This window comes from Xenorhabdus eapokensis (genome assembly GCF_001908105.1).
The window spans coordinates 23,343-50,113 of the sequence record NZ_MKGQ01000017.1 but is presented as its reverse complement, the minus strand read 5'-3'; the positions used below and the strand labels follow the sequence as shown (position 1 = coordinate 50,113).

The window sequence follows — 26,771 nt, the reverse complement described above, 5'->3', positions numbered from 1 at the left end:
GGAGGAGCAAAAGCGATCAGGAGGCAAAAAAGATGTTCAGTTGATGAGCTATTTACGGAGCATATTGAATATGTCAAATTATGATGATTCTGCTATATCAACATCCCTATTACTCCTCAATCAGCGAGGTAGACGCCCTGTCCATTAATGGCTTGAACAGATAACTCAACAACGAACGCGAACCTGTTTTGACGAATACCTCAACCGGCATCCCCGGTTTGATATTCAACCCCGCCAGTTTATCCATGCCTTCAGGACTGACTTTCAAGCGCATCTGATAATAAGGCTCTCTTGTACGCTCATCCACCAAACGGTCAGCCGAAACCACCATCACCTTGCCCGTGACTTTTGGCGTCCGGTTCTGGTTAAACGCGGTAAACATCAAATCAACATCTTGCTCCACAGTAACTTTATCAATCAGGTTCACCATCAAACGCGCCTCAATTTCCAGCACACTCTGGGTCGGCAGGATTTCCATTAATTTCTCACCGGCAGCCACCACGCCACCTTGGGTAAACACGGTTAATCCAACCACCGAACCATCCACCGGAGCAATAATAGAAGTATGCGACCGATCAAATTGTGCTGTTTTCAGCTTATTTTTTAGCTCATTCGCCAAGACCTGTACATCGGCCAACTGGCTGCGCACTTCACGTTGATAATCCGCCTGACGCTGGATAACTCGCTGCTGCGTTTCCTGCCGCTGTTTTTCAAGCTGGCCCATTTTTCCGGTCATTTCCGCAATGCTGCCACTTAATTCACTTTGGTTACGCAGTAATTCCAGATAACGGTTACGGGGGAAATAACCCTCTTCCGTCAGGGGCTGCAAATTCGTCACCTGTTCTTTGAGCGAAACTTGCTGTTGCTGTTTACTCACCAGAGCTTCACGCAGCCCCCTGATTTGAAAATGCAGTCCTTCTTCAGCCTGCTGCATTCCCGCCAGATCACTACGCAGCATCTCACGACGTGATAAAAAGAGCTGTTTTTGCAAGGCCAGAGTCTCGTTAATGCATGGCTCCGATTGTTGATTCAGTAACATAGGCGGAAAAACAATGGCATCTTGCCCTTGCTGCTCGGCCAAAAGTCGGGCTTCTGTTGCCAATGTGGTGTAAAGCTGCTGTTTCAGGGAATCAATTTGGGCATTAACCTGTACCTGGCTGAGCTGAACCAAAACCTGTCCAGCTTTCACTTGTTCCCCTTCTTTCACCTGAATTTGACTGATAATGCCATTAACCGGAGACTGTATCGTTTTACGGTTACCATCAACCACGACAGTACCAGAAGAAGCCACGCCTTTATCGAGTGGCGCAAATGCCGCCCAGATGAAAAATCCCAGAATGCCGATCCCAATAATCAGCCAACCTATTCGCAGGTAACGATTTGCATCCAGCGGCAATAATTCCGACACCTCGTTTTGGGCATCCTTTGCATTAGTCTGATAAGACATCTTTACTCCCAGATAGAAATATCCCAAGGATTGAAATAGGGCTGAATCATGTTACGAGGCACGTTCGACCGCTTTTAACTGTGATTGTGATAAAGACTGAGATTGGGATAGCGCCGCCATCACTTGCTGGGAAGGGCCAAACATTTTCATTTTCCCCTGTACCAACAGCAAAATTTTGGTTGTTTGTGAGAGCAATGAAGGTCGGTGCGTGATAACTATCACTGTCTTACCTTGTTCCCGCAATTGCGCGATTGCATGGCTTAAGGCTTTTTCACCAATATCATCCAAATTTGAGTTAGGCTCATCCAATACCACAAGCGAGGGGTTGCCATACAAGGCACGCGCCAAACCTATTCGTTGTTTCTGTCCACCAGATAACCCTATGCCACCTGCGCCAATTACTGTGTCATAACCCCGCTCAAGATTAAGCACCAACTCATGGACACCGGCTTTTTTCGCCGCCTCAATGACTTTTTCAGGTTCAACGTCATTAAAACGTGCAATATTCTCCGCAATCGTACCGCCAAACAGCTCAATATCCTGCGGCAGATAACCAATAGATGCCCCTAACTCATCTTTATTCCATTGGTAGATATCAGCATCATCAAGCCGTACAACGCCTTCTTGCGCCGGCCATACTCCTACCAGCAGGCGAGCCAATGTCGATTTCCCCGACGCACTGGGACCAATCACACCCAACACATCACCGGAATTCAAGGCTAAATTGATATCCTGCAAGACATATTGGTTATTTTTTTGCGAGTTCTGGAGTGCCTGTGTTTTACTCGGTGGCATTGCGGATACTTTTTCCATCAGCAACGCGCCCTTAGGCGCTGGCAATGACATGCCATTTTTGCGTTCCGGTTGCGCTTTCAGTAACTTATCCAGCCGTTGCCAAGACAAGCGGGCAGCACTCCAGCTTTTCCAGGCTTGTATCAACTGTTCAATCGGCGACAACGCTCTTCCCATCAAAATGGAACCCGCAATCATCATGCCTGGTGTGATATTCCCTTCAATCGCCAACCAGCCTCCTAAGCCAAGAATCAACGACTGCAAGGCCATACGGATCGTTTTGGTCAGTGCCGTGATAGCGGCTGAACGTTCACTGGCAATACGCTGAAAATTGAGAAAACGCTGATGTAAGCCAAACCAACGATGACGCAATGCGGGTAACATACCGAGTGCTTCAATCACTTCGGCATTACGCAGGTTGGTACTGGCTAAGTTAGCGGATCGCAAAGACAGATGACTGGCTTCTGCCAATGGTGTTTGAGATAACCACTGGTTCAACACCGCGAGTACAATCAATATGATCGCTCCAAATAGCGCCAACAACCCCAAATACGGGCTGAACAGGAAGATGACGCAAAGATAGACAGGGAACCAAGGGGCATCAAAAAAGGCAAACAGGGCATTGCCGGTCAGGAACTGGCGGATAGTCGCCAAGTCATTAAGCATCTGCCCTGCATCGGTGGAACCATTTTTCAGGTTGGATTCATAGGAAGCGGTATAAACCCGTTGGTTCAGGCACATATCAAACTGACTGCCGATACGGATCACGACCTGACTGCGGATATATTCCAGCCCGCCCATCATGGCGAACATCCCCAATGTGATCAACGTCAGCATCAGCAAGGTTATTTCATTACTGGATGGCAGTACGCGATCATAGACTTGCAGCATATAAATCGTGGGAACCAACATCAGCAAGTTGATGAATGCCGTAAATAAGCCAATAGTCCAGAAGACCTTGCTGCGTGCACGGATAACCTCCGTGATTTCATTCCCTTGCTGCTTGAGATTACTTATCATTCTTTTTTTCCTGCTTAAAAAGCAATCAATTATAATTAACAACAAAAACAGCAATAATTAATTTTTAACTCGGCTGTTTATTCATCATACGGCGGCTATCATCTCCTTCTTTGGCCACCGTATTTTTAGATGATTTTCATGAAATCAAATTACGCTATTTATTTCATGTCGAAATTTATTTTCCTGATTTTTTTAATTTAACGACATCATTCCAATTGTTAATAAGATACGTACATTCATTACACCCAATTTGACTTGCTTTCTTATAATACTCCTTCGCTTTATCAAAATCTTGTTTTACGCCTGTTCCATTAAAATAATTAGTCCCAATAGCGTTGTAACCTTCAAAATAGCCACTTTCTCCAGCCTGTTCAAAAAGAGAGCGGGCTTCAGCGAATTTATTTTCTTCTTCAAGAATAAATCCTAAATTAACCATAGACTCTAGCTTATATTTATCATTTCTAGAAATAGATAAATGATATCTTTCACTGGCCTCCTGATGATTACCTACAGTGTTTTGTATTACGGCAAGCATCCAATTTGCTTCGGGATCTCCAGCGTCTGCTTTATTTACTAACTCAAAATATTCATTTTCATTTTTAGGCATTGGAATAGGTAATGCTGATAAAAAATTATCTGGATAATTAAATATAGCCGATGGAATGTTATGCTTGATCATGTTTGAACTCTGCGCCATAAAAGATAAAAATAATATGGAATAAATTAAATTCTTTTTATTTTTAAAAAATAAACCAATCATAATATAACCTCGCTAAAAGTATCATTTACTCCTACTATGTCAATGTGAGAGGTAACTGATTCAATTGTCTTATTTTTATTCACTGCAAAATACACATCAACTATCTTAGTCACATTTCCATTATCCCAGTTCACGGTGCTTTCCAGCCCATGAATGTTACCGTTAATATCTTTGAATCCATTTTCCTTATGCACAAGATTGATAGAAGAAATCCCTGATTCACTTAATTTATGTAACTCTCCGCTGTCAGTTATCGCATCACGATTAGCATCAATCCATAACTCTAATGAGTTCCACAGGCTATCATTTTGATCAAAAATACCATCATTATTATCATCGAGATCGGCTAATGCCGCGAATCCATGATCTGCTTTGGTGCCATTTTTTAAGATCGAGTTATTCCCAAACAGTTCATTTCCATTGTTTATTTTCCCATCTCTGTTTTTATCCCATACTAAAAATGCACTGTTTGACTCTATCCATCCTGAGCTTTCAATAATTCCGTTATTATCGTGATCAAAAAAGAGGTTACCGTTTTCTGCTATAGTCGTAATACCACCACCAGTGAGATCAATAACAAGTGGGGTTTCTTTGTTTTCAAATTCATTAATGTGTTGTTCAATAATCTCTTTCACTTGATTTAAATCTAAATCTAAAAGATGTATTATCCCATCTGGAGTTAATCCTTGTAATGGTTGAATATAATCTAAATAATGTGCATCATTATCTACCTCTGTGACTGCTAAAATAGAGTTTACAAAATCTATACAATTATTGGTAAGGAGATTATAATTTTTTTTGAAACCTGAAGATTTCGCCCAGTTATTATCAAAATTACCATTTTTCAATTCAGAAATGTATCTCTCTATATTACCAACAACATTCTCTGAATATAATGGATATGTGACACTGACAACCTTTGATGCATCGTATGCCGTAGAGTCTCTAAATGTTAGGTTATCAACTCCTCCGACTCTTTTGTCAACACCTAGACCCCATCCGATAGATTCTCCCTGAAATTCAACCCATGCATGTCCAAAACGAGATTCGCTAACTTTACCTGCTTCATTCGTATATTTCGTCCCTGATGGGGCTATTTTTATTGTTATACCACCATGGTATGGCAATAAGTCGGCGTCAGTTCTGTTATGATATGTGCCTGGAGACATTCCACGCATGACGTCGTAGGCGCCAATAAATCCATATGAATGTCCAGAGGGTATTGGCGACATAGGTCCAGATGGTATCGATGTCGGTGACCAAGGCTTAGTTGTTACAGGTGACATAGGCCCAGATGGCGTAAATGGAAATGGAAAAACTGGCATAACGGTTTCCTTATTGAAAGTTAAAGAAATTTCACCTCACCCTGATGGAAGGCTAATGATAATAGTAATCATTTTCAATAAAAATATTAATAATTGCCAACCAGCCACCTAAGCCAAGGATCAACGACTGCAAGGCCATACGTATAGTTTTGGTCAACACCGTGATAGCGGCTGATCGTTCACTGGCAATACGCTGAAAATTGGGAGAATGTCATGACCAGTTCCCGGCCATCAACAAAGTAAGCAATCCACTGTTCTGATTCATGACTAAAAAAAGCCACACTATTGCCATCATCATCAGTCAATGTGATGCCATCTGGAGATGGATACCACCCTTCAACAGGCTGCCCAATCAACTCAGTCACACAGGCATTACCTTGCAAAGCCCAAAGCGAACCCTCAGATAAACGGGTATCAGTCAATTCAATATTGCACAACTTATTTCCATCGGAGAGTTGCCATAATCCTTTCAACTCACCTGCGGTTGGAAGCCTCAAACTACTCGCCATACATCCTCCTGCCAAAAAAAGAGAGAAAATTATCGATAAGAGCAATTTCGATCTATAAAACCGACAGCCACAAAGCAAGAAATCCACCATTTCCACCTTTCCATCATGTCCATAATATTGCCGTATCCTGAGGGGAATACGGCAATATTCGATTAACGTGATGACAGCAATTAGACGATGAAATCTGCTTCAGTTAACGGTTGACCGACCACTTTCACCAGAAAATCATTGCCCGCCAAATCACCACCCAGGCTGATTTCCAAATCAGTTACCTCGGTCACTTCATCATAAGTGAACAGCACTTCGCCCGCCTTACCTGAGAACGAATCCACAAATTTGATATCGCCAGTACCACCGAAATTGAATTCAGACAGATCGATTTTGTCTTCACCAGAAATAAAATCGTGGATCCAGTCTGGATTATCTTGCAGCGATTCTTTGCCATCCAGGTAAACAAAGGTATCGTTACCTTCACCACCCCACAGATGATCACCGCCCAGACCGCCATAAATAATGTCATTGCCTGCGCCGCCTTTCAGGATGTTATCTGCACTGTTACCGACCAGAATATCGTCGCCACTGCCGCCAATCGCGTTTTCAATAACAACACCACGGGCAATAGAAACGTTACCTTTCAAGCCACCTACATCAGAGAAAGCGCCTTCATTCAGGTTGATACGCTGATTTTGAGTAAAACCAGAGAAATCAAAAGTATCTTCACCACCCGCATCCCAGACACTGAACACCAGTTTGCTGTTCGCATCGGTTGCGGTCATGAAGTCGCGGTCAGTATTGGAATTGAAACCATATATAGTATCACCCGTACGGGTTGCCATATTCGCACCATACAATTTCTGAATGGCAGAAATATCATTCAACAGAGGTGCCGATGAATATTCATATTTAAAATCTTGGCCTGTATATTTTTCAGTGAAATAACTCATGACCGTATAGGCACGAGTATCCTCGAAATATTCTGCTTTAGTGATATAGCCTGGACGCACTTTATCAGAAGCATCATAATCGGCAGGGTGTTCTAATCCTAATGTATGTCCAATTTCGTGAGTGAAAGTCTGACGAGCATAACCATTTACATCAATATCATTGTCTACAAAAGTATGGCTTGTAGCGTCATACCATGTAAACGCGATTCTTTGTCCTTGTGGCAAAGTTGCAAATGCATAATCATCGTTGTCACTATGATCAAAGAAACCAAAAGTGATATTCGCTTTTTTAGCACTACTTACTTCGGTAAATTTAATATTGGCAACATCAGACCAGGATTGTAAAGAAAGTTTCGCTGCTTCTTTTTGTTCTTGATTAAAAGCACTGAAGCCAGAAATTTCAAACAACGGCATTATAGCCGGTGTCACTTCCATAAAATGGTACGATAATTCCAAGGTGCCAGAAGAATCAACATATTTATTGGACCACTTATAGTGGCCGCGCAAAAGCTTATCAGGTGCATTATCTCCTAATGGATCATGAGCAACTCGAATAGAGGTGTCGTAATTTGGCACATAGGCTTTAAGAAATGAATTAACTTCCTGAACGGAAGTGGAATCAGATAATCCCGTATAGGTATACTTTTTCTTTGAGGCCATATAAATCTCCTGTAAAAACAAGATAAATATCCTAAAAATCCGAAATTTTGATAATAACGGAGGTAAGAGTTTTAAATTCTTTCCAAGGCCCTCTTAGAAATAAAACTCCAGAATAAAATAGCGTTAGTTATTGTCTGTGTAAAAATAATTAATATATTTTTTTAGAATACATACTGACCAAATTTAATTTATGTAATTAATTATTAATTATTAATTATTAATTATTAATTATTATAATGAAATTTTTTGATAATAAAAAAACAACATTATTTAGTAATAAATAATGTTGTTTTTATCTGCTGAAAATTGATCTTAAGAAAGCATTATCTCTTTAGCTATTTTTTTGCCTACTTATTTAAAGTTAGGTTATTTTTCATTCAACTTGAAATTAATTCCACATTTCTGGATTTCACATTGTGTATTTGGGATAAGGGTAACTGAAATCGTTGAATCAAGTGGTATGACAACAGACAAGTAGGATAATAAGAAGAAGATAGATAGATAGATAGATAGATAGAATAATTGCTGCCAATAAGGCAGCATATTTAACGGTAAAGGATTGTATCAATAATCCCGATCAGTTGCATACAGGGACCAAATACGACGAACGTGTACGGTAATCTCTTCACGATCGTGATACAGGTGTTTCGCCTGAATCTGCGCATTCACACCATTTTCTCGCAATTGCTGTTCTATTTTCTGCAATAGATGAGCGACTTCCTCATAACGCTTTTTCATCGGCAACTTAAGATTGAAGATCGCCTCACGGCACCAGCTTTTTACCAGCCAATCCGTCATCAATTGGGCCACTTTGGCAGGTTTTTCAACCATGTCACAAACCAGCCAATAAATGTTTTTCACTGGCGGCTCAAACTTAAAGCCATCCACACGATGATGTTTCACTTGACCTGTTTCCATCAAGCTATCAGCCATCGGGCCATTATCTACCGAATGAACCATCATGCTGCGTTTTACGAGCTGGTAAGTCCATCCTCCCGGACAAGCACCAAGATCCACGGCATGCAGGCCGCTACCCAAACGCTCTTCCCATTCGTCATAAGGAATGAATATATGAAAGGCTTCTTCCAGTTTCAGCGTTGAACGGCTCGGTGCATCAGAGGGGAATTTCAGGCGAGGAATACCCATATAAAAACGGGAGTTATTATTGCTATAGGAATACCCGACATAGCAACAGCCCGAAGCGATGAAAAAGACGTGGATAACAGGACGACTATAATTTTCCTTTGCCAGCAAAAGTTTTTCCTGACGCATCGCATTACGTAACGGAACCGTAAACTTACGGCAAAACTTCATCAACTCCTTGCTTTCATTAGTATCCGGCACCTCAACACGCAGTTCACCCGCCTTCTCAATGACCCCGATCAACATGCCGACAATCGGAGTAATACGATCTTCCTGCGGCAAATCTTTCAGCAATTCGCCCACAACTAACATTTGACGAGCAAAAATCAATTCACCGAACGGTATTTCACGGATCAGGCGATCCGCATCATCGGGCTGATAACACTCAAACAGCACATATCCACTGTTTTCTTTCACGCGGGCGAAACCGTAAATTTCTTTTTTACCCGCCTTATCGGTAATCTCTGCCGCACACTCTTTTTCAAAACCTGGGCGGCAATATAAAGCAACTTTATTCATGGCTAAGCGCCGATTTCCTTAGACGCAGAGCGCCAATTAATACACATAACCAACCAATGAGAAAACTGAACCCACCGATTGGTGTTAAATAAACCAGAAATTTTAACGGTAAAAAGGCCAGACAATAAAGGCTGCCACTAAACAGCACAATTCCCGCCGTGAAAAAAATCCCACTCCAACCAAACGGCGCTACAGGCTGGCGCATCAACAAAATGGCCAGAGCCATCATTGCGAGTGTATGTAAACCTTGATATTGCAGGCCGGTATGAATCCATTCCATCTGACGTGGTGTCAGGATAGGTGCTAACATATGTGCTCCCATCGCACCCAATGCCACGTAGAAAAAACCACTGATCCCAACAAAAATCAGCATGGCTCGACTGCTCATCACACAACTCCTGTTTCTATTTATCAGCTATTGGATATAACGATTAAGTGTGTTGGGTAATAAATCCTAACCTTTCTTGCTCAATCGCAGCCTGGGTGAGTATCCATTTGCGGAAAGCCGCAATCTTGCCCAATTCTGCCTGATTATCGTGACAAACCAAATAAAATGCATTCTTGCTGACCAAAACATCATTAAACGGGCAGACAAGACGCCCTGCATCAATTTCATTTTGTGCCATAACATTATTGGCTAGCGCAACACCTTGACCATGTACAGCCGCCTGGATCACCATCGCACTATGGCTGAATATTGGTCCCTGCTGGACATTGATCTGCTGCTGCATATCAAGCTGGCGAACATAAGCTTGCCAATCCCGTCGGGATGAATCATGTAACAAAGTATGATTGGCGAGATCTGCGGGAGTTTTCAACGGGCGATCTCCCGTCAGTAACGCAGGAGAACAAACTGGCAGCAGATATTCGGGATAAAGGCGATCGGTGCGCAAGCCCGGCCAGTTACCTCGGCCATAAAAAATCGCGACATCGACATCATCAGTCAGTTTATCTTCTTCCCGATCTATTGCCTGAATGCGAACATCAATCCCCGGAAAACTCTGATTGAAACCTGAAAGCCGCGGCACTAGCCACTGAATCGCAAAACTGGGGGATAAACTCACCGTCAACGCGCCCTTGGCACTACGAGCCTGAAGTTTGCGGGTGGCGTCATTGATGGCAGTAAAAATTTCCTTAATATCGAGATAGTAACTTTGCCCCTCTTCCGTCAACAATAGCGAACGGTTACGACGACGAAAGAGCTTTAATCCCAGAAAATCTTCCAGACTTTTCATTTGATGGCTAACAGCGGCCTGAGTTACAAATAATTCTTCTGCCGCTTTAGTAAAACTTAAATGACGGGCGGCGGCATCAAAAACGCGTAACGCATTGAGTGGAGGTAAACGTTTAGACATGTTCGTTTCTTATATAGTAGTGACGATACCGGTAACTCTTTTCTTTTAATTATTAGTTTTTATAATCCGAAGCATTATAATTTGTCCATTGATGATATACCAGCAAATCCCTATAGTGTGCGCACTTCCTAAGCCGGAACGAAAAGTCTCTCTGTAGCGATACAGTGATGCTTTTGGCTTTGTGGTTGTGATGTTGTGTTTGCAAGTTGTCTGGGAAACCAGGCTTTGTAGCATAAGCTACTGTTTTTTTTCACTTCCTGTACATTTACCCTGTCTGTCCATAGTGATTTTTTATTGCACCGCAATGGCGGTGCTTTTTTTCCCGATTTTCTCCTGTAGAATTCCTCTTCTCTTGGTTAAAGAAAAACTCATTCTTTATCACACAACGATTAAATTAGCACCGTTTATGAAAGCCTTTGACTCAGAAAAATTCCGCCTGCAATTTCCTGCTCTGCAACAATCCATCACATTTTTGGACAGTGCAGCCACGGCATTAAAGCCGGCATGTATGATTGAAGCGACCGAGTACTATTACCAAAACCACAGTGCAACAGTACACCGCAGCCAACATGCCACTGCGCAGGCCATGACTGCGCGCTATGAACAAGCTCGTTCGCTGGTAGCGGAATTGATTAATGCGCCATTACCTGAAGATATCATCTGGACAAAAGGAACCACTGAGTCCATCAATCTGGTTGCCCAAAGTTACTTTCGCTCTCGTCTGAACGCGGGTGATGAAATCATTGTCAGTGAACAGGAACACCACGCTAACCTGTTGCCGTGGCTGATTCTGGCGCAACAAACCGGCGCCAAAATCGTTAAATGGCCGATTAGCAATCGACGACAACCAGAAATCGATACGCTGGCAGAACTTTTGAATGAGAAAAGCCGCTTAGTGGCTATCAGCCAAATGTCTAACGTTACCGGCGCCGCGGTAGATTTGGCTCAAGTCACTGCACTCGCCCATCAATACGATTGTCGTGTTCTGGTCGATGGTGCTCAGGGTATCGTTCACACGTCTGTCAATGTACAGCAACTGGATATCGATTTTTATGCCTTCTCTGCCCATAAACTGTATGGCCCAAATGGATTGGGTGTGTTGTATGGCAAAAGTGAATTGCTGAATGCGATGTCACCATGGCATGGCGGCGGCAAAATGCTGACTCAAGTCTCGTTCGATGGTTTCACACCGGAAGCCGTACCTTATCGTTTTGAAGCGGGAACCCCCAATGTTGCTGGCGTGGTCGGCTTTGCAGCGACTCTGGAATGGTTGAAGACCATTGATATCCCGCTCGCTGAATCCCATGCGATTGCCCTGACGAATTACACCGAACAGCAACTCAGGACGTTAAAGGGATTTAACAGTTACCGTGTCGCGGGTTCCAGCTTACTGGCTTTCAATATCGTCGGAATACACCACAGTGATTTAGCAACACTGATTGCAGAACAAAATATCTCCCTGCGTTCAGGCCAACACTGTGCCCAGCCATTGCTGGACGCCCTTGGGATCGGCGGTTGCCTGCGCGCTTCATTCATGCCTTATAATAACCAGCAAGACGCGGATAGATTGATCAGTGCCGTAAAGTTTGCGCTAGCGCTGCTAGATGATTGATATTCTCCTATCATGGCAGCCCTATCAGTAATCGATGAATATATTGCAAGATAAATAACCCATGACACAACTCTCAGACACTATCCTGGCTCCGCATCCATTCGGAACAGAAATTACAGAACAGCAACTTATTGCAAACTTTCAACAATGCAAATTGTGGGAAGATCGTTATCGGCAGCTCATCGGTCTCGCCAGAAAGCTGCCTCCTCTGGCAGATGAACTAAAACAACAAAATATCGAAAGATCCGGCTGTGAAAATCGTGTCTGGTTGGGATATCAACAATTTGCCGATGGCCGATTGCATTTTTATGGCGATAGTGAAGGCCGTATTGTCAAAGGATTGTTAGCCATCCTGCTGACCGCCGTAGAAGGCAAAACCCCAGAGCAAGTTGTGCAAACGCCTTTGACTGAGCTCTTTCAACAACTCGGCCTTGAACAACAACTCAGTGGCTCAAGGCTCAATGGTGTGAAATCCCTGATAAATACTATTCAGGAAATAGCGAACACCTATATTTCCTAACACCTATATTTATTAGGTTCGCTTAAAGCGCATTGTCCCGCTCAGCTTTCGCCACCATTTTTTTCAATGCGTGGGATACAGCAACAAAACCAAAAGTCGCCGTAACCATCGTTGCGGCACCAAAACCAGAAGCGCAATCCATTCGCTTGGAACCCTCCGCGGTGCTCTTGGCAGCACAAACTGTGCCGTCAGATTGCGGATAAACTAGCTGTTCTGTTGAAAAAACACAGTCAATGCCTAACTTGCCCTTACCGTTCTTCACTACGCGGTAATCCGACTTCAAGCGCTCTTTTAATTTCGCCGCCAATGGATCTTGCACCGTTTTCGCTAAATCCACCACCTGAATCTGGGTAGGATCAAGTTGCCCGCCCGCTCCACCAGTCGTCACAATCGGGATCTTATAGCGGCGACAATAGGCCAATAACGCTGCTTTTGGCCGTATACTATCAATGGCATCAATAACATAGCTAAACCCCGTGGACATCAATTCAGCCACATTATCAGGGGTGACAAAATCATCAATGCAAGTGACCTGACACTCAGGATTGATCGCTCGTATCCGCTCCGCTATGACTTCCGTCTTTGGCAAGCCCACATTTTGTACCAAGGTGTGCAACTGGCGGTTGGTATTGGTGATGCAAACATCATCCATATCAATCAACGTAATAGCACCAATACCGGTACGCGCCAGCGCTTCTGCCGCCCATGAACCCACACCGCCAATACCCACAACACAGACATGTGAGCGGGCAAATAATGAAAGCGCTTTCTGGCCATATAATCGAGCCGTACCAGCAAAACGCTGAAGATAAGCATCAGAGAGAGAAACTTGCATTGCTAAATAAATTCCGCATAAAACCTATCCCTATTGAGATAGGTTATCGATTGATGGTTTGAACTGGGAGGGATCTTACTGGTTTACCGCCAAAAAACCAGATGATGTTTTCTTCAATACCCAAACACGGCCATAGTGATTATAAAAACCCGCCATTTCCCCCGCTTTCTCCCCAACACCGTGATAAATATCGAAATGATTTCCTTTGATGGCACCACCAACATCCAGCGCCACCATCAGACGCATCCGATATTGACCGGTAAATTTGCCCTTTTCATCCAGTACAGGCACTTCCGCCAGCAATGCAGTTCCAGGAGGGATCAAGGACTTATCAGACGCCACTGAGGCTTTTGCAATAAGGGGCACCGCACTGGCTCCCCGCACAAGGGTATAGGATTCAGGTTTAAAGAAAACAAATGAAGGATTTTTCTCTAACAATTCTTTCACTTCGGAATCGCTGTGCTGTTCTCCCCACTGACGGATCGCTTTCATCGACATTTTTTCGCTCGGTACTTCTCCCCGATCGATCAGTACTTTGCCAATACTACGATAGGCATGCCCATTTTTTCCGCCATAACCAAAAAAGGTCAATGGATGTCCATCACCAAAATCGACATAGCCACTCCCTTGTACTTCCATCATAAAATTATCCATCAGGGAGTTACTGTACCCAATTATAAATTTCTTGCTCAGAGCACCCCTATATATCTCAGCACGACTGGGCAAACGGGAACGTAAATGAGTTGGCATACGATACAGTGGATATTTAAATTCCCCTTGCCTGGTATGCCGTGCTTGCAAAACCGGCGTGTAATAACCGGTAAACTTCACGTTGCCGTATTTATCTTCACCTTCCATCTGATAAGCCAGCAAACCGAACTTATTTAAGTCACGGGTATCACCACCAGACAGCATCCAGTGCTCAATGGCATTAAATAATTCACGGTTATTGGCATAAAGACGAGGTGAAGCGTCACTAATATATTTAACCTGAATCGCAAAATCCTTAGCATTAACCGGAGAACCTTCGGCGTTAGGAATATTCACCAACTGGAGATTTTGGGTAATTCGCCCATCCTTATACTGCTGTGCCTGATCAGTGGGTCGAAAATGGCATCCCGATAATAACGAAATGACAAATCCAAATAAAAGATATTTGCCGTAAACTCTCATATTAATGCCTTATCTCTGGCTATCACTCACTCGGAGCACGAACAATACCAAACACACATAAATAATGAAATGTAGTTAGATAAAATAGCTTACCGTTTTAGCCAAACCCATCGAGCAAAAACAAAACAATAAGGCTATTTTTAAATCAAAAAACAAATAAATTTAGTAAATATCAATAAAAAACTTGCAACTGCTCCGTTCCAGAGTATAGTGTGCCGACATCAGACGCGGGGTGGAGCAGCTTGGTAGCTCGTCGGGCTCATAACCCGAAGGTCGTCGGTTCAAATCCGGCCCCCGCAACCAACTCGATTGTCTATCATCGTCAGTATGAGATAGCATCGATTTGTTCTGGTAGCAAAGACAATCTAGAAGTAAAAAATGTCATCATTTAGTATTTGCATTCATGGTTACTCATCAAGATTTGCAGATAGACGGACGCGGGGTGGAGCAGCCTGGTAGCTCGTCGGGCTCATAACCCGAAGGTCGTCGGTTCAAATCCGGCCCCCGCAACCAACGCTATATGATGTCATTATTCAGTGTTTGCATTCATGATGAATCATCAAGATTTGCAAACAGACGGACGCGGGGTGGAGCAGCCTGGTAGCTCGTCGGGCTCATAACCCGAAGGTCGTCGGTTCAAATCCGGCCCCCGCAACCAAATATTTATTCTTTCCTTTCAATTTTTATCCAATTCTTATTTCCTATCCTATTACCTGATTTCCACTGATTTTAAAATTAATATTTAAGTACTATTTAAATCCGGTTTAAATATGAATATAAAGCCGATAACCATCATCGCATCATAAGCAATAAGCTTTAGCGGATATTTCACCGCCGTGCCAATTCTGCGCCGTTTTTGAAATACGCTTTAATACCAGCAAAAATAGATTCCGCCACTTGTTGTTGGAATTTCGCTGTTTTAAGTTTGCGCTCTTCTTCCAGATTACTGATAAATGCAGTTTCTACCAAAATAGAAGGAATATCCGGGGCTCTCAACACCGCAAATCCTGCCTGATCGACGCTATTTTTATGCAGTTTATTGATTTTGCCTATCCGTCTGAGCACTTCGTTACCAAATTTTAAGCTGTCATTGATTGTCGCAGTTTGAACCAAATCCAGCATGGTGTGATCCAAATATTTATCGCCACTTTTGCTGACGCCACCAATTAAGTCAGCCTCGTTCTGAGTTTGGGCGAGAAAACGAGCCGTATTGCTGGTGGCACCCTTAGTCGAAAGGGCAAACACGGATGAACCGCGGGCAGAGCGATTGGTAAAAGCATCCGCATGAATAGAAACAAAGAGATCAGCCCGCATTTTACGCGCTTTTGCCACTCGCACCGTCAAGGGGATAAACACATCTTCATTACGCGTCATGTAAACTTTCATGCCTGGCTCACGTTTGATGAGTGCCTGTAAACGACGGGCAATCTGCAACACGATATCTTTTTCACGGGTTTTATATTTCCCAATGGCTCCAGAGTCTTCACCCCCATGACCCGGATCGAGCATAATCACAATCGGCCTATCTTTGCCTGCCTTGCCGGATTTGCGTGTCTGTGCAGGCAAATGTTGTTCTAAGTTCCCACTGTTGTACTCTTCAAGCAGGGCTAATAAAGGATCATTAGCCACATCAACAGCCTTTTTGGGATACAGATCAAGTACCAGACGGTGCTTAAACTTCGCAATGGGTGGCAATGTAAAAATATGCGGGGAAACAGGCTGCTTGATTTCAAAGACTAAACGCACTGTTTTAGGATTAAATTGCCCTGCCCGCACTAATTTTAAGTAAGGATCACGTCGCTGAACCTGTGCCCCCATACTGCTTAAAATGCGATTAAGCTGGATACCCTGCAAATCAATAACAATACGATTAGGGTTTGAAAGCGAAAATTGACGATACTTAAGTGGAATATTAGACTCCAGCGTCACTCTGGTATAACTTGATGCAGGCCAAATACGAACAGCAATAATTTTTGAAGTCGCTGCATAACCTATTGGACTGATACTTAATAACCAGACAGCGGCTGCACCTTTTAGCAAGCGACGACGTGAAGTATTATGGTCTGAATAACTCATTATTTATTCCGCTTCAAAAACAACCAAACGCAGTAATCTCTACCAAACATAATAGCCAGGCAGGAACTCTAATTAATTAGCAAACTTCTGTCATCAAAAAACGTATTTTCTGCTTATTTAACTTATTTATATCAATATAAATAATAACGTTATTTTTATCCATCTTTCCGCTTGCCATTTCCCTTCAAAAAGAATAAAAATACAAAAAATACGAATAAAAATTCAATCGGAGAGGGTTTCATGAAAGAACGCAGTACCGAATTGGTTGAAGTCTTCCGTCACTCGGTTCCATATATCAATGCACATCGAGGCAAAACCTTTGTCATTATGCTGGGAGGTGAAGCCATCGCCCATGAGAATTTCTCTAACATCGTCAACGATATTGGATTACTGCATAATCTGGGCATTCGTTTAATCGTTGTTTATGGTGCCCGTCCACAAATTGAACAAAATATTGCCACACACAATCGCCAGTCGGTTTACCACAAACACATCAGAGTAACCGATGCCAAGACATTAGATTTGGTCAAACAGGCAGCCGGCTTATTACAGTTAGATATTACAGCACGCCTTTCCATGGGATTAAACAATACCCCATTACAAGGCGCTAATATTAGTGTGGTCAGCGGAAACTTTGTTATCGCCCAACCTTTGGGCATCGATGACGGAGTTGATTATTGCCATAGTGGCAGGATCCGCCGTATTGATGAGAGAGCGATCAACCAACAACTGGATAGTGGTGCTATTGTGCTCATTGGGCCAGTTGCGGTTTCTGTGACCGGAGAAAGTTTTAACCTCACTTCCGAGGAAATTGCAACACAACTGGCGATCAAATTAAAAGCTGAAAAATTAATTGGGTTTTGCTCATCTCAGGGCGTACTTGACGCTGAAGGCAACACTTTATCAGAAATGTTTCCCAATGAAGGAGAAGCTCACCTGCACAAATTGGAAAACGCGGGTGATTATCATTCAGGCACCGTACGTTTTTTAAGGGGAGCTATCAATGCCTGCCGCCGTGGCGTTCGCCGCAGCCATTTAATCAGTTATCAAGAAAATGGTTCGTTGGTGCAGGAACTATTTTCCCGCGAAGGTATCGGCACTCAAATAGTAATGGAACGTTCCGAACAGATACGTCGTGCCAATATTAATGACATTGGTGGTATTCTCAAACTTATCCGCCCATTGGAGCAGCAAGGTATTTTGGTACGCCGTTCACGTGAACAACTGGAAATGGAAATTGATAACTTCACCCTGATTGAACTTGATAATATCACTATCGCCTGCGCCGCCCTATATCCTTATCCTAATGAAAAAATTGGAGAAATGGCCTGCGTTGCTGTACATCCAGATTACCGAAGCTCTTTCAGAGGTGAAATTCTGCTAAATTCTATTTCCAGTCAGGCAAAACAGATAGGATTAGAAAAACTTTTCGTACTCACAACCCGCAGTATTCACTGGTTTCAGGAGAAAGGCTTTAAGCCCGCGGGGATAGATATGTTGCCCGTGGAAAAACAAGCGCTGTATAACTATCAGCGCTGTTCCAAGATCTTGATGCTGGATTTACAGAATTACTAGCCATGCAATCCTGAGCTTTAGCTGCATCGCTTTCTTATTGCGGGTTGAACCAATCTGCCAACCCGCTTCGTCGCTGTGTTGCTGTAGCCACCGCTTTATCCAAAACGGGTTTATTGGCATAAATTGTCAATTTATCCCTCGCCCGCGTCAATGCGGTATATACTAATTCCCGACTGAGTATCGGTGAGTATTGAGTCGGTAACACCAAGGCTGTATGCTCAAACTCAGATCCTTGCGATTTATGTACTGTCATCACATAGGCTGTTTCATGTTGAGGTAACCGACTCGGCTGAAAGTCTTTAATCCTCCCATCAGACAACTGAAAATAGGCTTTCAGCTCGTTATCCTGATTTTTAAGCATAATCCCGATATCCCCGTTAAACAGGCCAAGGGTACTGTCATTACGCAATATCATGATAGGTCGCCCGACATAACCACGGCTCTCCACATTTTTTGGCAGAGTAATAACGCCTTTTCTGTGCAGTAATTGTTCCATTCGTTGGTTTAGCCCCGTAACACCAAAAGGGCCTTCCCTTAACGCGCACAACAATCGAAAGCGATTGAATTCCGCTAAAATGGCTTCTTCCGCCGCCCGTTCATTTGCCATTGCTAAATATTGAGAATAACCAGCAGCGGTTTCCGCCAACAAACGCTGATAATCTTCATCCGCTGCAAGCGGGTAAAAATTAACATCGGGAAAAGACTGATTCAGCACCATAGCGACCCCCCTGCGATCTCCTTGATTCACAGCCGACGCCAATTGCCCAATACCGGAAGCCGAATTGAAGCGATAACTTTTGCGCAGCAGACATAAGCAATCCCGCACGGCAGAAGCATTTTTATCAGAATATGAAGTGGAATAAGATGTTAACGGACATCCGGTCAATCGTTCCAATTGCTCAGCCCGCCTGGCACTATAGCCTTGTTCAGCAAAACGGCAGATATCGCCCAATACCGCTCCGGCTTCAACCGATGCAAGCTGGTCTTTATCCCCCAGGAAAATGACTTTCGCCCGTGGCGGTAAAGCATCAACCAAATGAGCCATCATCGGTAAATCCACCATTGACGCTTCATCAATAATCAAAATATCAAGAGACAGCGGATTATCACGCCCATAACGCAGTTTCTGGCTATCGGGTTGCGCTCCCAGTAAACGGTGGATCGTTTGTGCCTGTTCTGGAATGCTATGCCACTGTTCTGGCGTCAAATCGAGTTTTTTGACCGCTTCCCTTAGCGATTCCGTTAATCTGGCCGCAGCCTTACCGGTTGGTGCCGCCAATTGAATACTTAATTTTTTCCCATCGTACAACTTGATCAAGGCAGCCAACAACTTAGCTACTGTTGTGGTTTTTCCGGTTCCTGGCCCTCCAGAGATCACTGAAATACGGCTCGTTACCGCCACTGCCGCCGCAACTTTCTGCCAATCAATTTCCCCTTCACCAGTGACACCAAAAAGCTCATCCAAAATACAGCGTAACTGAATTTCATCAAGAGCCGTTTGACCACAGAAGGTTTGCTCATGGGAAGGTTGATCCAAAGTCGCAGTAAACTCGACCGCAGCAAAAAAATCCGCCACCCGCCGTTCACTTTGCCACATACGTTGTAAATATAGGCGGTAATCCCCCTCCCCTTGATGAGTAAGGATCATCGGTGCCGGAGATTCTCCCAGACTTACCGCCGGACATGCCTGCAAAACAGCCAGAATTTGCTGTTGATCAGGTTCTCCGGCTAAAGACCAAAGCGATGCAGCTAACTCCGGCTGCCTGCCTTCAAAAAAATACTTTGGCGAAATCCGCTCCAACGGTAAACAAACATGCCCTGCGCCTGATTCAGCGCTTAACAAGGCCGTAATCAATAGTAGCAGCGGATTTTCATCCTCAATCATCGCATAAGCAAATTGCACATCCAAAGGGCGTAGCAGCTTCTGGCTCATCGCCTGTTGCAAGAATGACATCATGACATTCATACGCTTTTCTCCTCACCAACAGCACTGAAAAGCGTATCCAGTTCGTCAATAAATTCAAAGGGAGGCAAGTAGGAGTAAATACCATGCCCTGGGTTATCTTTATCAATACCGCGCAAAAACAGATAAATCACACCACCAAAATGACGGCGATAATCATAATGAGCTAACCGATGACGTAAATAACGGTGCAGGGCTAAAGTATAAAGCTGATACTGGAAATCGTAACGATGTTCTATCATGGCTCTTGCCATCGCTTCTTGCGTATATGACTGGCTGTTCTCACCTAACCAGTTTGACTTGTAATCCACTACGTAAAACTTATCTTGCCAGCAAAAAACCAAATCAATAAAACCTTTTAACATGCCCTTGACTTGATGAAAGGATAACGGAGCACATTGCGCAGACAGCGGATCATAACGACGGGTTATTGCATCCATCTCCTTTGAATGCAATAACTTATCCACTGGCAGGTAAAACTGCATTTCACTTTGCTGGAGATGACGAGGCACACTGGCAAGTTTCATTCCTTGCCCGTTCAACTCTGCGCCCAGAATATCCTCTATCCACTGCTCTAACACAGGTGCCCAATTTTCATCAAACCCTGACGCAGCCAATTTTTCCACCAACCCTGCCTGATCAGGGGGATTACTGAAATCCAGATCTTCTAAAATACTGTGCAGGAATGTGCCCGCAGATGCCCCACGTGGAAAAGTATGCGGTGTCATCTGTAATGATTGTTCGCCCTGCTTTTCACCACGAGCATCAATATCCAGCTTTGGAGAAATGGATTGCACAATCACATCAACTGATTCCCCCAATGCACCAGCATAATTAGGTGAAATAGCGTGAGAAGCGGAATATTGTAACCCCGAATAACTCGTCACCCGCCAATCATCCCGAACGGAACGTTGTAATTTTCTGGCTTCCAGCGACAGCGTATTTTCACTTTGTGGGCACCATTGCAAATCAGTGGTATCTTCCACGTGCTTTAGCTCTACGCCATCATCACAAAGCTCATTCAAGCTGTTAACCAAGAGTTCTGCATTACCTTTCTGTCCCTTTTGCAGCAAGTACCCAAGGGCAGATAAGTGCAAATCAGTATCACCCGTTTTCCCTCTATTCCCTTTGATAAGCGGTGCTACCCCAACGCTACAGTGGTAAACCGAGCGTGTTAATGCAACGTAGAGCAAGCGTAAATCCTCAGCCAAGCGTTCTTCATCAGCCAGCTCTAAAGCTTCTTGCAACGCTCCATCATCATGGGAAATATTCAGGTAAGCCTCAAAGTTATGGCGATCATGATAAACAGCCTGCTTCTGCTTCCTGTAACTACACACAAAAGGCAAACAAACCAGCGGATATTCCAGCCCCTTAGATTTATGAATGGTACAGATTTGCACCAGATGCCGATCACTCTCCAGCCGCAGTTGCTGGTTTTCTGATTGCGGATTAGGGCGGGAAATCTGTTGCGCCAGCCAGCGGGCAACGGCATGTTCGCTATCTAATTGCTGAGATTCCTCCTGCAACAGCTCACTAATGTGCATAACATCGGTAAGCCGGCGTTCACCGTCATCCCCTGCCAGCAGATTTTCTGCTATCCGATATTTCACCATGACTGCCCGCAACATAGGTAATACGCCACGAGTACGCCATAAACGGGCATAACCATCAAATTCATCAACCAGACGATCCCAGGCTCTTTCATCGTTATTCAACTGGTCAATTTGTTGTGCACTTAAGCCAAATAGACTGCTGGCTAATGCACTGCGCAATTCACGTGCTTTTTCCGGTGCCAATACGGCCTGTAGCAACCACAGCAAATCTTTCGCTTCTGGGGTATCAAACACACTTTCTCGGTTGGAGAGATAAACCGAGGGTATCTTCAGCGCGTTCAATTCATTACGGATTAACGCTGCTTCTCGGCGATCACGCACCAACACCGTAATATCTGCCGCCATCACCGGACGGCTTACTTCTGTTTGTTTATTTTTTACCTGATATAAAAGTGCCTTTCCTTCCTGCCCTGCCTGCAACCAATCCCGTATCTGAGCAGCACACTGCCGAGCCATGGTTTGCTCATATTCCCCTTTGGAAACACCTTCACCAGGCTGTAACCAAAATCGCAAGGCTGCTTGATCCTTACCATGCAAGGAAAATCTCAGGCTCTGATTTCTCTCTGCCGCATTGACGTTAATAAAAGGGATTTGTGCGAACAAAAATGGGTGTTCAGGGCGAGAAAACAGTTTATTGACCACTTGAACCATTGACGCAGAAGAACGCCAGTTTGTTTCCAGCGTGTAATGGGCTTTAACGTGAGAGCGGGCACGAATGTAGGTAAAAATATCCGCTCCACGAAACGCATAAATCGCTTGTTTGGGGTCACCAATAAACAACAAGCCCGTCTCGTTTTCAGCTCGCTCACTTTCTGATTGATGGCAATATATGGCCTGAAAAATGCGATATTGTTGTGGATCGGTATCCTGAAATTCATCGATCATGGCAACGGGATAGCGCTGCCGAAGGGTTGCTGCAAGCTGCTCTCCGCCCACGCGTTGCAAGGCACTGTCCAAACGGGTCAGCAAATCATCAAAGCCCATATAGCCGCGGATCAGTTTCTCCTGGTTAACCGATTGGCGAACTTCAATTATCGCTTTGGAAAGGATGATATCTTTCAATGTCAGCGGGTGCTGATATAAACCATCAATTGCTGCAAACAGCGCGTGCTGCGGAGCCTCCCCTTTTTTGGTTTTTTCTAACAAGCGCGACTGACAAAATTTATCCAACTCTTTGGGCAAGAGGTAATCTTTAGTTGGTGATTTAGCCCATTCAGAAACACTATTCAGCCAATTAGGTAAATGCTTTTTGCTGTAGCTACGTTTATCAACACCTGAATGAGTAATCAGTTCCTCTAACTCAGAAGCCACAGCATTCCACTGGTGCTTTATCGCCTCAATCTGCTCAATGATTTTCTGATGGCGGCTAAACAGTGTTTCATTCCCATCCGGTGCATTGACGATATACGGCATATCTCCGTGTAAATAGCTCGAAATATCTTTTAATAATGCTTCCGGTCCACTCCATATCCGGCTGACTTCCGCAGCGATTGGCAAGGGTAAGGGATAACAGTGACGCCGCCAAAAATCGGCACAACCTTGTTTACGTAACGGATTTTCATCCTGAATTAAGGTCTGATCAAACAGGACACCAGACTCAAACGCATTGTGTACTAGCATACGCTGACAAAAGCCGTGAATGGTATAAATCGCGGCCTCATCCATCTGACGTTCAGCGGCCAATAACCAACTGGCTGCACTTTCCTTGTCAGGAATTTCATCCAGTAATTGCTGATAGATAGGATCGCTATCCGCTGTTTCTTCCCGTATACAAGCCAAACGGAGCTGGTGGATATTTTCACGGATACGTCCCCGCAATTCATCTGTCGCCGCTTGCGTAAAAGTCACAACCAGAATCTCTTCAACATTCAGCGGACGGGAAAAGGCGGCAGAGCCGCCCAGTCCCAGTAACAGCCGGAGATACAACAAGCCTATCGTATAAGTTTTTCCCGTTCCCGCAGAAGCTTCGATTAGCCGCTGACCATACAGCGGCAGTGTTAACGGGTTAAGCTTATGAGAGGGTATTTCTTTGCTCACTGAGCATTCACCTTAACCGGTAATTGTTTCTGGAAATCTGACACATAGTCATAAGTTTGCCAGCCTTTCAGCTCGGCATATTGATGAGCCGTACCTTTTTTCCCGGTAATTTGGGAAATCAGCGCCAATCCCTGACGTTTAAGCACCGCTTTTTCATAAAACGCAATAATCTGTGCCTTAGTGGCTTTCTCCATCGCGGCAATGACTTTTTCACGTGTATCAAATTTGAAGTTGTTGCGTCCAAAATCGGCATCAAAGCCAGCCACTTCTGAATAGAAAGTTTGTGGCGGCTCACGCATTTCTGTCAGCAGTGATTTTTTATACTGTTCAAACTCAGCATCAGACATCGCTTTCAGCTTTTTATCAGCCTGTTGATAGAAGCGCTGGTAGCGTTGATGCAGGTAATCCGGTTGTTTACTGTTACTTTGCAGCAAGAAACCTAACCCCCACTGTTCACCTATATTTTGGTTGAAAGCAAAAACCGCATAACCAAGCTGTTCTGTGGTTCTCAATTGATCGTAGAACCACGGTGACAAAATGCTACTCAGCAAATTGGAATAGACATATCCCTTGATACGGTCATACCCTGTTGGAATAAAAATTTCAGCCAGAGCATTATCTGTGCTATTCGCGGTGCCATTGAAATTAGCCGCATAATGACGATCAATGACAAGACGCTTGCCAGTCCACCATACTGTTCCTTGATTAGCGAGCTGCTTCTGTGCTGATTGAATGATGTCAATACTCTGCTGTTCCGTGAAATTACCGAAGACCAAAGCCTGTAATGCCGCCTGTTGGATCATGCTCTGACGATATTTCACGATGTCATCAACAGTAATAGTATCCAGTACTTTCAATTTTTCGGCCTGTTCAAAGTAAGGGACACCAGAGAGACGGGAAATGGGTTGCATCGCCATTTGAAAAGCCTTGCCATTATTGGCGGCTTCCATTTTTTCCCGATACCATGATTTCGCTTGATCCAGTTCTTCTTGAGTCGGTATAAACGAAATATATTGATCAATCGCTGAAGTTAACAACTCGGGTAAGTGTTGTGTATAACCATTAACGCCGATCTTCAAACCATCAACGTAACCTGTATAAACGCCCATTCCTCCAACCGAGGCCTGATAGCCTAGTTGATCAAGAGTAAGTGCAGACAAATAGCTCAATAAAGTGTCTGAAACCTGACCTTTGATGTTTTTCAATCCATTGGGGTTACGCATTTCCAGTACAATACTGCCTTTAGGTTCATCCGCAAAATCTTGGCTCGGCATATACAGCAAGCGAACATTTGGCTGTTCCAAAATCACCTTAGGGTGTTTCTGGCGGCCAGATGTTTTTACCAGGGATAAATCATCAGGAATATAGGGATTCAACTCAGGCAAAGAAAATAAATCGCTTTGTTCGAGTTTTTTCCAGTCCGCCAACTGTTGTGGCGTAATTTTATTGACTTGGTATGGAGCCTGCACAAAGTAAGCTTCTTTGTTATGCGGTTCTGTTGGGCTGATAAACCAGATACGCGCATTTTCCGGCGTTAATTCGTCCAGACGGCTAGCTATCGCTTTTGGATTAAACTTATCTGCAACATAACCCGCATCCAGCACATGGGATATAGGCAATACCAGCATGGCATCAGACAGTCCTTCAATGTAATTCATATTCCGTACGATTGATGCATATTGGAAAGACAAATTCAGAACCTTATCCATTTCATCGAAATAACTCTTATTAATCCCCTGTTGTTTTAGCAGGTTAATGTAAGAAAAGATGGCGGCGATAACTTGATCACGATGTTCAAGACCCTTATCCGTTAGCGAAACATAAATATCAAACGTCCCTGAATTACCATCAATTTTAGGGTTTGCACTAGCGCCGATACTTTCGATTAATCCCTGCTTTTGCAGCCAGTCAGACAAAGTATTTTGGCTGCGATTACCAATCAAATACCCGACATATCCATCTGTTTTACTAAGAAAATCTGCACTGTTGTCAGCAATGCTAAACTCCAGTCGCAACGCTTTGTAAGGTGTTGCCGGCACATAATGGATAATGGTGCCTTTTTCTTTATCTGTGATAGCCGGAACTGAGATGGCAGGCACCGAAGCATGTCGATTAGGAATACGGCCAAAGGTTTCTGCTGCAATCTGAGCCAATTTATCGATGGATTGATTACCATACATAACCCCTTTCATCAGATTAGCGGAGTAATAGCGTTGGTAAAAATCAACCAGAGCCGTCTGCAATTTGCTGTCAGGTTTATCTTTAAGTGTTTCTAAATTTCCACCAGCAAAGCGGGCATTGGGGTGAGCCGGATTGATGGTCTCGGCACGGATTTGCCATAAGCGATGCGCTTCCCCCGCACGAGCAATGGTCATTTCATTATCAACCGCATGGCGTTCACGATCAGCATTGCCTGGTTCCAATAGAGGTTCAGCAAGCGCATCTGCAAGGCGATCAACGGCTTCGGTTAAGGAGCCATTTTCAACTTCCAAATAGAATGCTGTACGATTGGCGGTGGTACTGGCGTTACGACTTCCCCCATGTTTTTGCAAAAATTCAACAAACTCTCCGGATTGTGGGTAACGCTTGGAACCCATCAATACCATATGCTCAAGATAGTGAGCCAGACCAAGCTGGTTATCTGGATTTTCCATATGACCAACCGGAAGAGATACGGCAGCCAATGATTTAATCGCTTTTTCATCAGAAACCAGCAAAACTGTCATGCCATTTTGCAATTTAATTGCTTTATATTGACGAGGATCGCGATCACTTTTGTGGATCGTATCTGGCAATGGCTGCCAGGACGATTGTGCATAGGCAGTAACCCCAAAAAATAGCAGAAAGAGCACCGTCATGATGCGGATAAGACATTTAGGCATAACCTAATATT

18 protein-coding genes and 3 tRNA genes are annotated in these 26,771 nt (G+C 43.9%); 6 read left to right on the top strand and 15 right to left on the bottom strand.

The window, feature by feature from the left end; genetic code table 11:
- Positions 1 to 109: 109 nt before the first annotated feature.
- From Xedl_RS12305 to Xedl_RS12265, 9 genes are all read right to left on the bottom strand, one after another.
- Entirely contained in the window at positions 110 to 1,447 is a 1,338-nt protein-coding gene (locus Xedl_RS12305; RefSeq protein ID WP_074024053.1) for an HlyD family type I secretion periplasmic adaptor subunit, read from the bottom strand.
- Positions 1,448 to 1,498: 51 nt separating this feature from the next.
- A complete protein-coding gene (locus Xedl_RS12300; RefSeq protein ID WP_074024052.1) occupies positions 1,499 to 3,259 on the bottom strand; it encodes a type I secretion system permease/ATPase in 1,761 nt (586 codons plus the stop codon).
- 175 nt (positions 3,260 to 3,434) lie between these two features.
- Positions 3,435 to 4,019, bottom strand: a complete 585-nt coding sequence (locus tag Xedl_RS12295; RefSeq protein WP_074024050.1) for a tetratricopeptide repeat protein — start codon at positions 4,017 to 4,019, stop codon at positions 3,435 to 3,437.
- Positions 4,016 to 5,344 carry a hypothetical protein gene (locus Xedl_RS12290; RefSeq protein WP_074024049.1) on the bottom strand — a complete coding sequence of 443 codons (1,329 nt, stop codon included), beginning with the start codon at positions 5,342 to 5,344 and terminating at the stop codon, positions 4,016 to 4,018. Before Xedl_RS12290 ends, Xedl_RS12295 begins: the two co-directional genes overlap by 4 nt.
- A 179-nt stretch (positions 5,345 to 5,523) precedes the next feature.
- The gene (locus Xedl_RS12285) at positions 5,524 to 5,853 is read right to left on the bottom strand and encodes a protease inhibitor Inh/omp19 family protein (RefSeq protein WP_074024047.1); all 330 of its coding nucleotides are present in this window, start codon (positions 5,851 to 5,853) and stop codon (positions 5,524 to 5,526) included.
- A 170-nt stretch (positions 5,854 to 6,023) separates the two neighbouring features.
- Positions 6,024 to 7,457 (bottom strand): serralysin family metalloprotease, encoded by a 1,434-nt coding sequence (locus Xedl_RS12280; protein WP_074024046.1) that lies wholly within the window; start codon positions 7,455 to 7,457, stop codon positions 6,024 to 6,026.
- Between the two features lie 564 nt (positions 7,458 to 8,021).
- Complete coding sequence (gene rlmM, locus Xedl_RS12275; RefSeq protein ID WP_074024044.1) at positions 8,022 to 9,119, bottom strand: 23S rRNA (cytidine(2498)-2'-O)-methyltransferase RlmM; 1,098 nt, start codon at positions 9,117 to 9,119, stop codon at positions 8,022 to 8,024.
- A complete protein-coding gene (locus tag Xedl_RS12270; protein WP_074024043.1) occupies positions 9,112 to 9,507 on the bottom strand; it encodes a DUF423 domain-containing protein in 396 nt (131 codons plus the stop codon). Before Xedl_RS12270 ends, rlmM begins: the two co-directional genes overlap by 8 nt.
- Positions 9,508 to 9,550: 43 nt before the next feature.
- Entirely contained in the window at positions 9,551 to 10,474 is a 924-nt protein-coding gene (locus tag Xedl_RS12265) for a transcriptional regulator GcvA (RefSeq protein WP_074024041.1), read from the bottom strand.
- 406 nt (positions 10,475 to 10,880) lie between these two features.
- Between Xedl_RS12265 and csdA the strand changes: the two genes are divergently transcribed.
- Positions 10,881 to 12,086, top strand: coding sequence for a cysteine desulfurase CsdA (csdA, locus tag Xedl_RS12260; protein WP_074024090.1), 1,206 nt, complete (start codon positions 10,881 to 10,883; stop codon positions 12,084 to 12,086).
- Positions 12,087 to 12,147: 61 nt separating this feature from the next.
- Entirely contained in the window at positions 12,148 to 12,606 is a 459-nt protein-coding gene (csdE, locus tag Xedl_RS12255) for a cysteine desulfurase sulfur acceptor subunit CsdE (protein ID WP_074024040.1), read from the top strand.
- A 22-nt stretch (positions 12,607 to 12,628) separates the two neighbouring features.
- On the opposite strand, the gene tcdA is transcribed toward csdE, so the two are convergent.
- Positions 12,629 to 13,441, bottom strand: coding sequence for a tRNA cyclic N6-threonylcarbamoyladenosine(37) synthase TcdA (gene tcdA, locus Xedl_RS12250; protein WP_074024038.1), 813 nt, complete (start codon positions 13,439 to 13,441; stop codon positions 12,629 to 12,631).
- A 75-nt stretch (positions 13,442 to 13,516) separates the two neighbouring features.
- Positions 13,517 to 14,614, bottom strand: coding sequence for a murein transglycosylase A (gene mltA, locus Xedl_RS12245; protein ID WP_074024037.1), 1,098 nt, complete (start codon positions 14,612 to 14,614; stop codon positions 13,517 to 13,519).
- Positions 14,615 to 14,840: 226 nt separating this feature from the next.
- On the opposite strand from mltA, the gene Xedl_RS12240 reads away from it, so the two are divergent.
- The 3 genes from Xedl_RS12240 to Xedl_RS12230 all read left to right on the top strand — a co-directional run bounded on the left by Xedl_RS12240 (position 14,841) and on the right by Xedl_RS12230 (position 15,272).
- Positions 14,841 to 14,917, top strand: a tRNA-Met gene (locus tag Xedl_RS12240).
- Positions 14,918 to 15,050: 133 nt separating this feature from the next.
- Positions 15,051 to 15,127 (top strand) — tRNA-Met (locus tag Xedl_RS12235).
- 68 nt (positions 15,128 to 15,195) lie between these two features.
- Positions 15,196 to 15,272 (top strand) — tRNA-Met (locus Xedl_RS12230).
- 170 nt (positions 15,273 to 15,442) lie between these two features.
- Here Xedl_RS12230 and amiC read toward each other — a convergent pair.
- Positions 15,443 to 16,690 (bottom strand): N-acetylmuramoyl-L-alanine amidase AmiC, encoded by a 1,248-nt coding sequence (amiC, locus tag Xedl_RS12225; RefSeq protein WP_074024035.1) that lies wholly within the window; start codon positions 16,688 to 16,690, stop codon positions 15,443 to 15,445.
- A 240-nt stretch (positions 16,691 to 16,930) separates the two neighbouring features.
- Between amiC and argA the strand changes: the two genes are divergently transcribed.
- Positions 16,931 to 18,265 carry an amino-acid N-acetyltransferase gene (gene argA / locus Xedl_RS12220; protein WP_074024034.1) on the top strand — a complete coding sequence of 445 codons (1,335 nt, stop codon included), beginning with the start codon at positions 16,931 to 16,933 and terminating at the stop codon, positions 18,263 to 18,265.
- 34 nt (positions 18,266 to 18,299) lie between these two features.
- Here argA and recD read toward each other — a convergent pair whose 3' ends face one another.
- Genes recD through ptrA form a run of 3 tightly spaced genes read right to left on the bottom strand, consistent with a single transcriptional unit; the run spans position 18,300 to position 26,760 of the window.
- Positions 18,300 to 20,222, bottom strand: a complete 1,923-nt coding sequence (gene recD, locus Xedl_RS12215; RefSeq protein ID WP_208605050.1) for an exodeoxyribonuclease V subunit alpha — start codon at positions 20,220 to 20,222, stop codon at positions 18,300 to 18,302.
- 5 nt (positions 20,223 to 20,227) lie between these two features.
- Positions 20,228 to 23,878, bottom strand: a complete 3,651-nt coding sequence (recB, locus tag Xedl_RS12210) for an exodeoxyribonuclease V subunit beta (RefSeq protein ID WP_074024031.1) — start codon at positions 23,876 to 23,878, stop codon at positions 20,228 to 20,230.
- Positions 23,875 to 26,760: a pitrilysin gene (gene ptrA / locus Xedl_RS12205; protein ID WP_074024029.1), complete on the bottom strand. Its 2,886-nt coding sequence runs from the start codon at positions 26,758 to 26,760 to the stop codon at positions 23,875 to 23,877. Before ptrA ends, recB begins: the two co-directional genes overlap by 4 nt.
- Between the last annotated feature and the right edge of the window lie 11 nt (positions 26,761 to 26,771).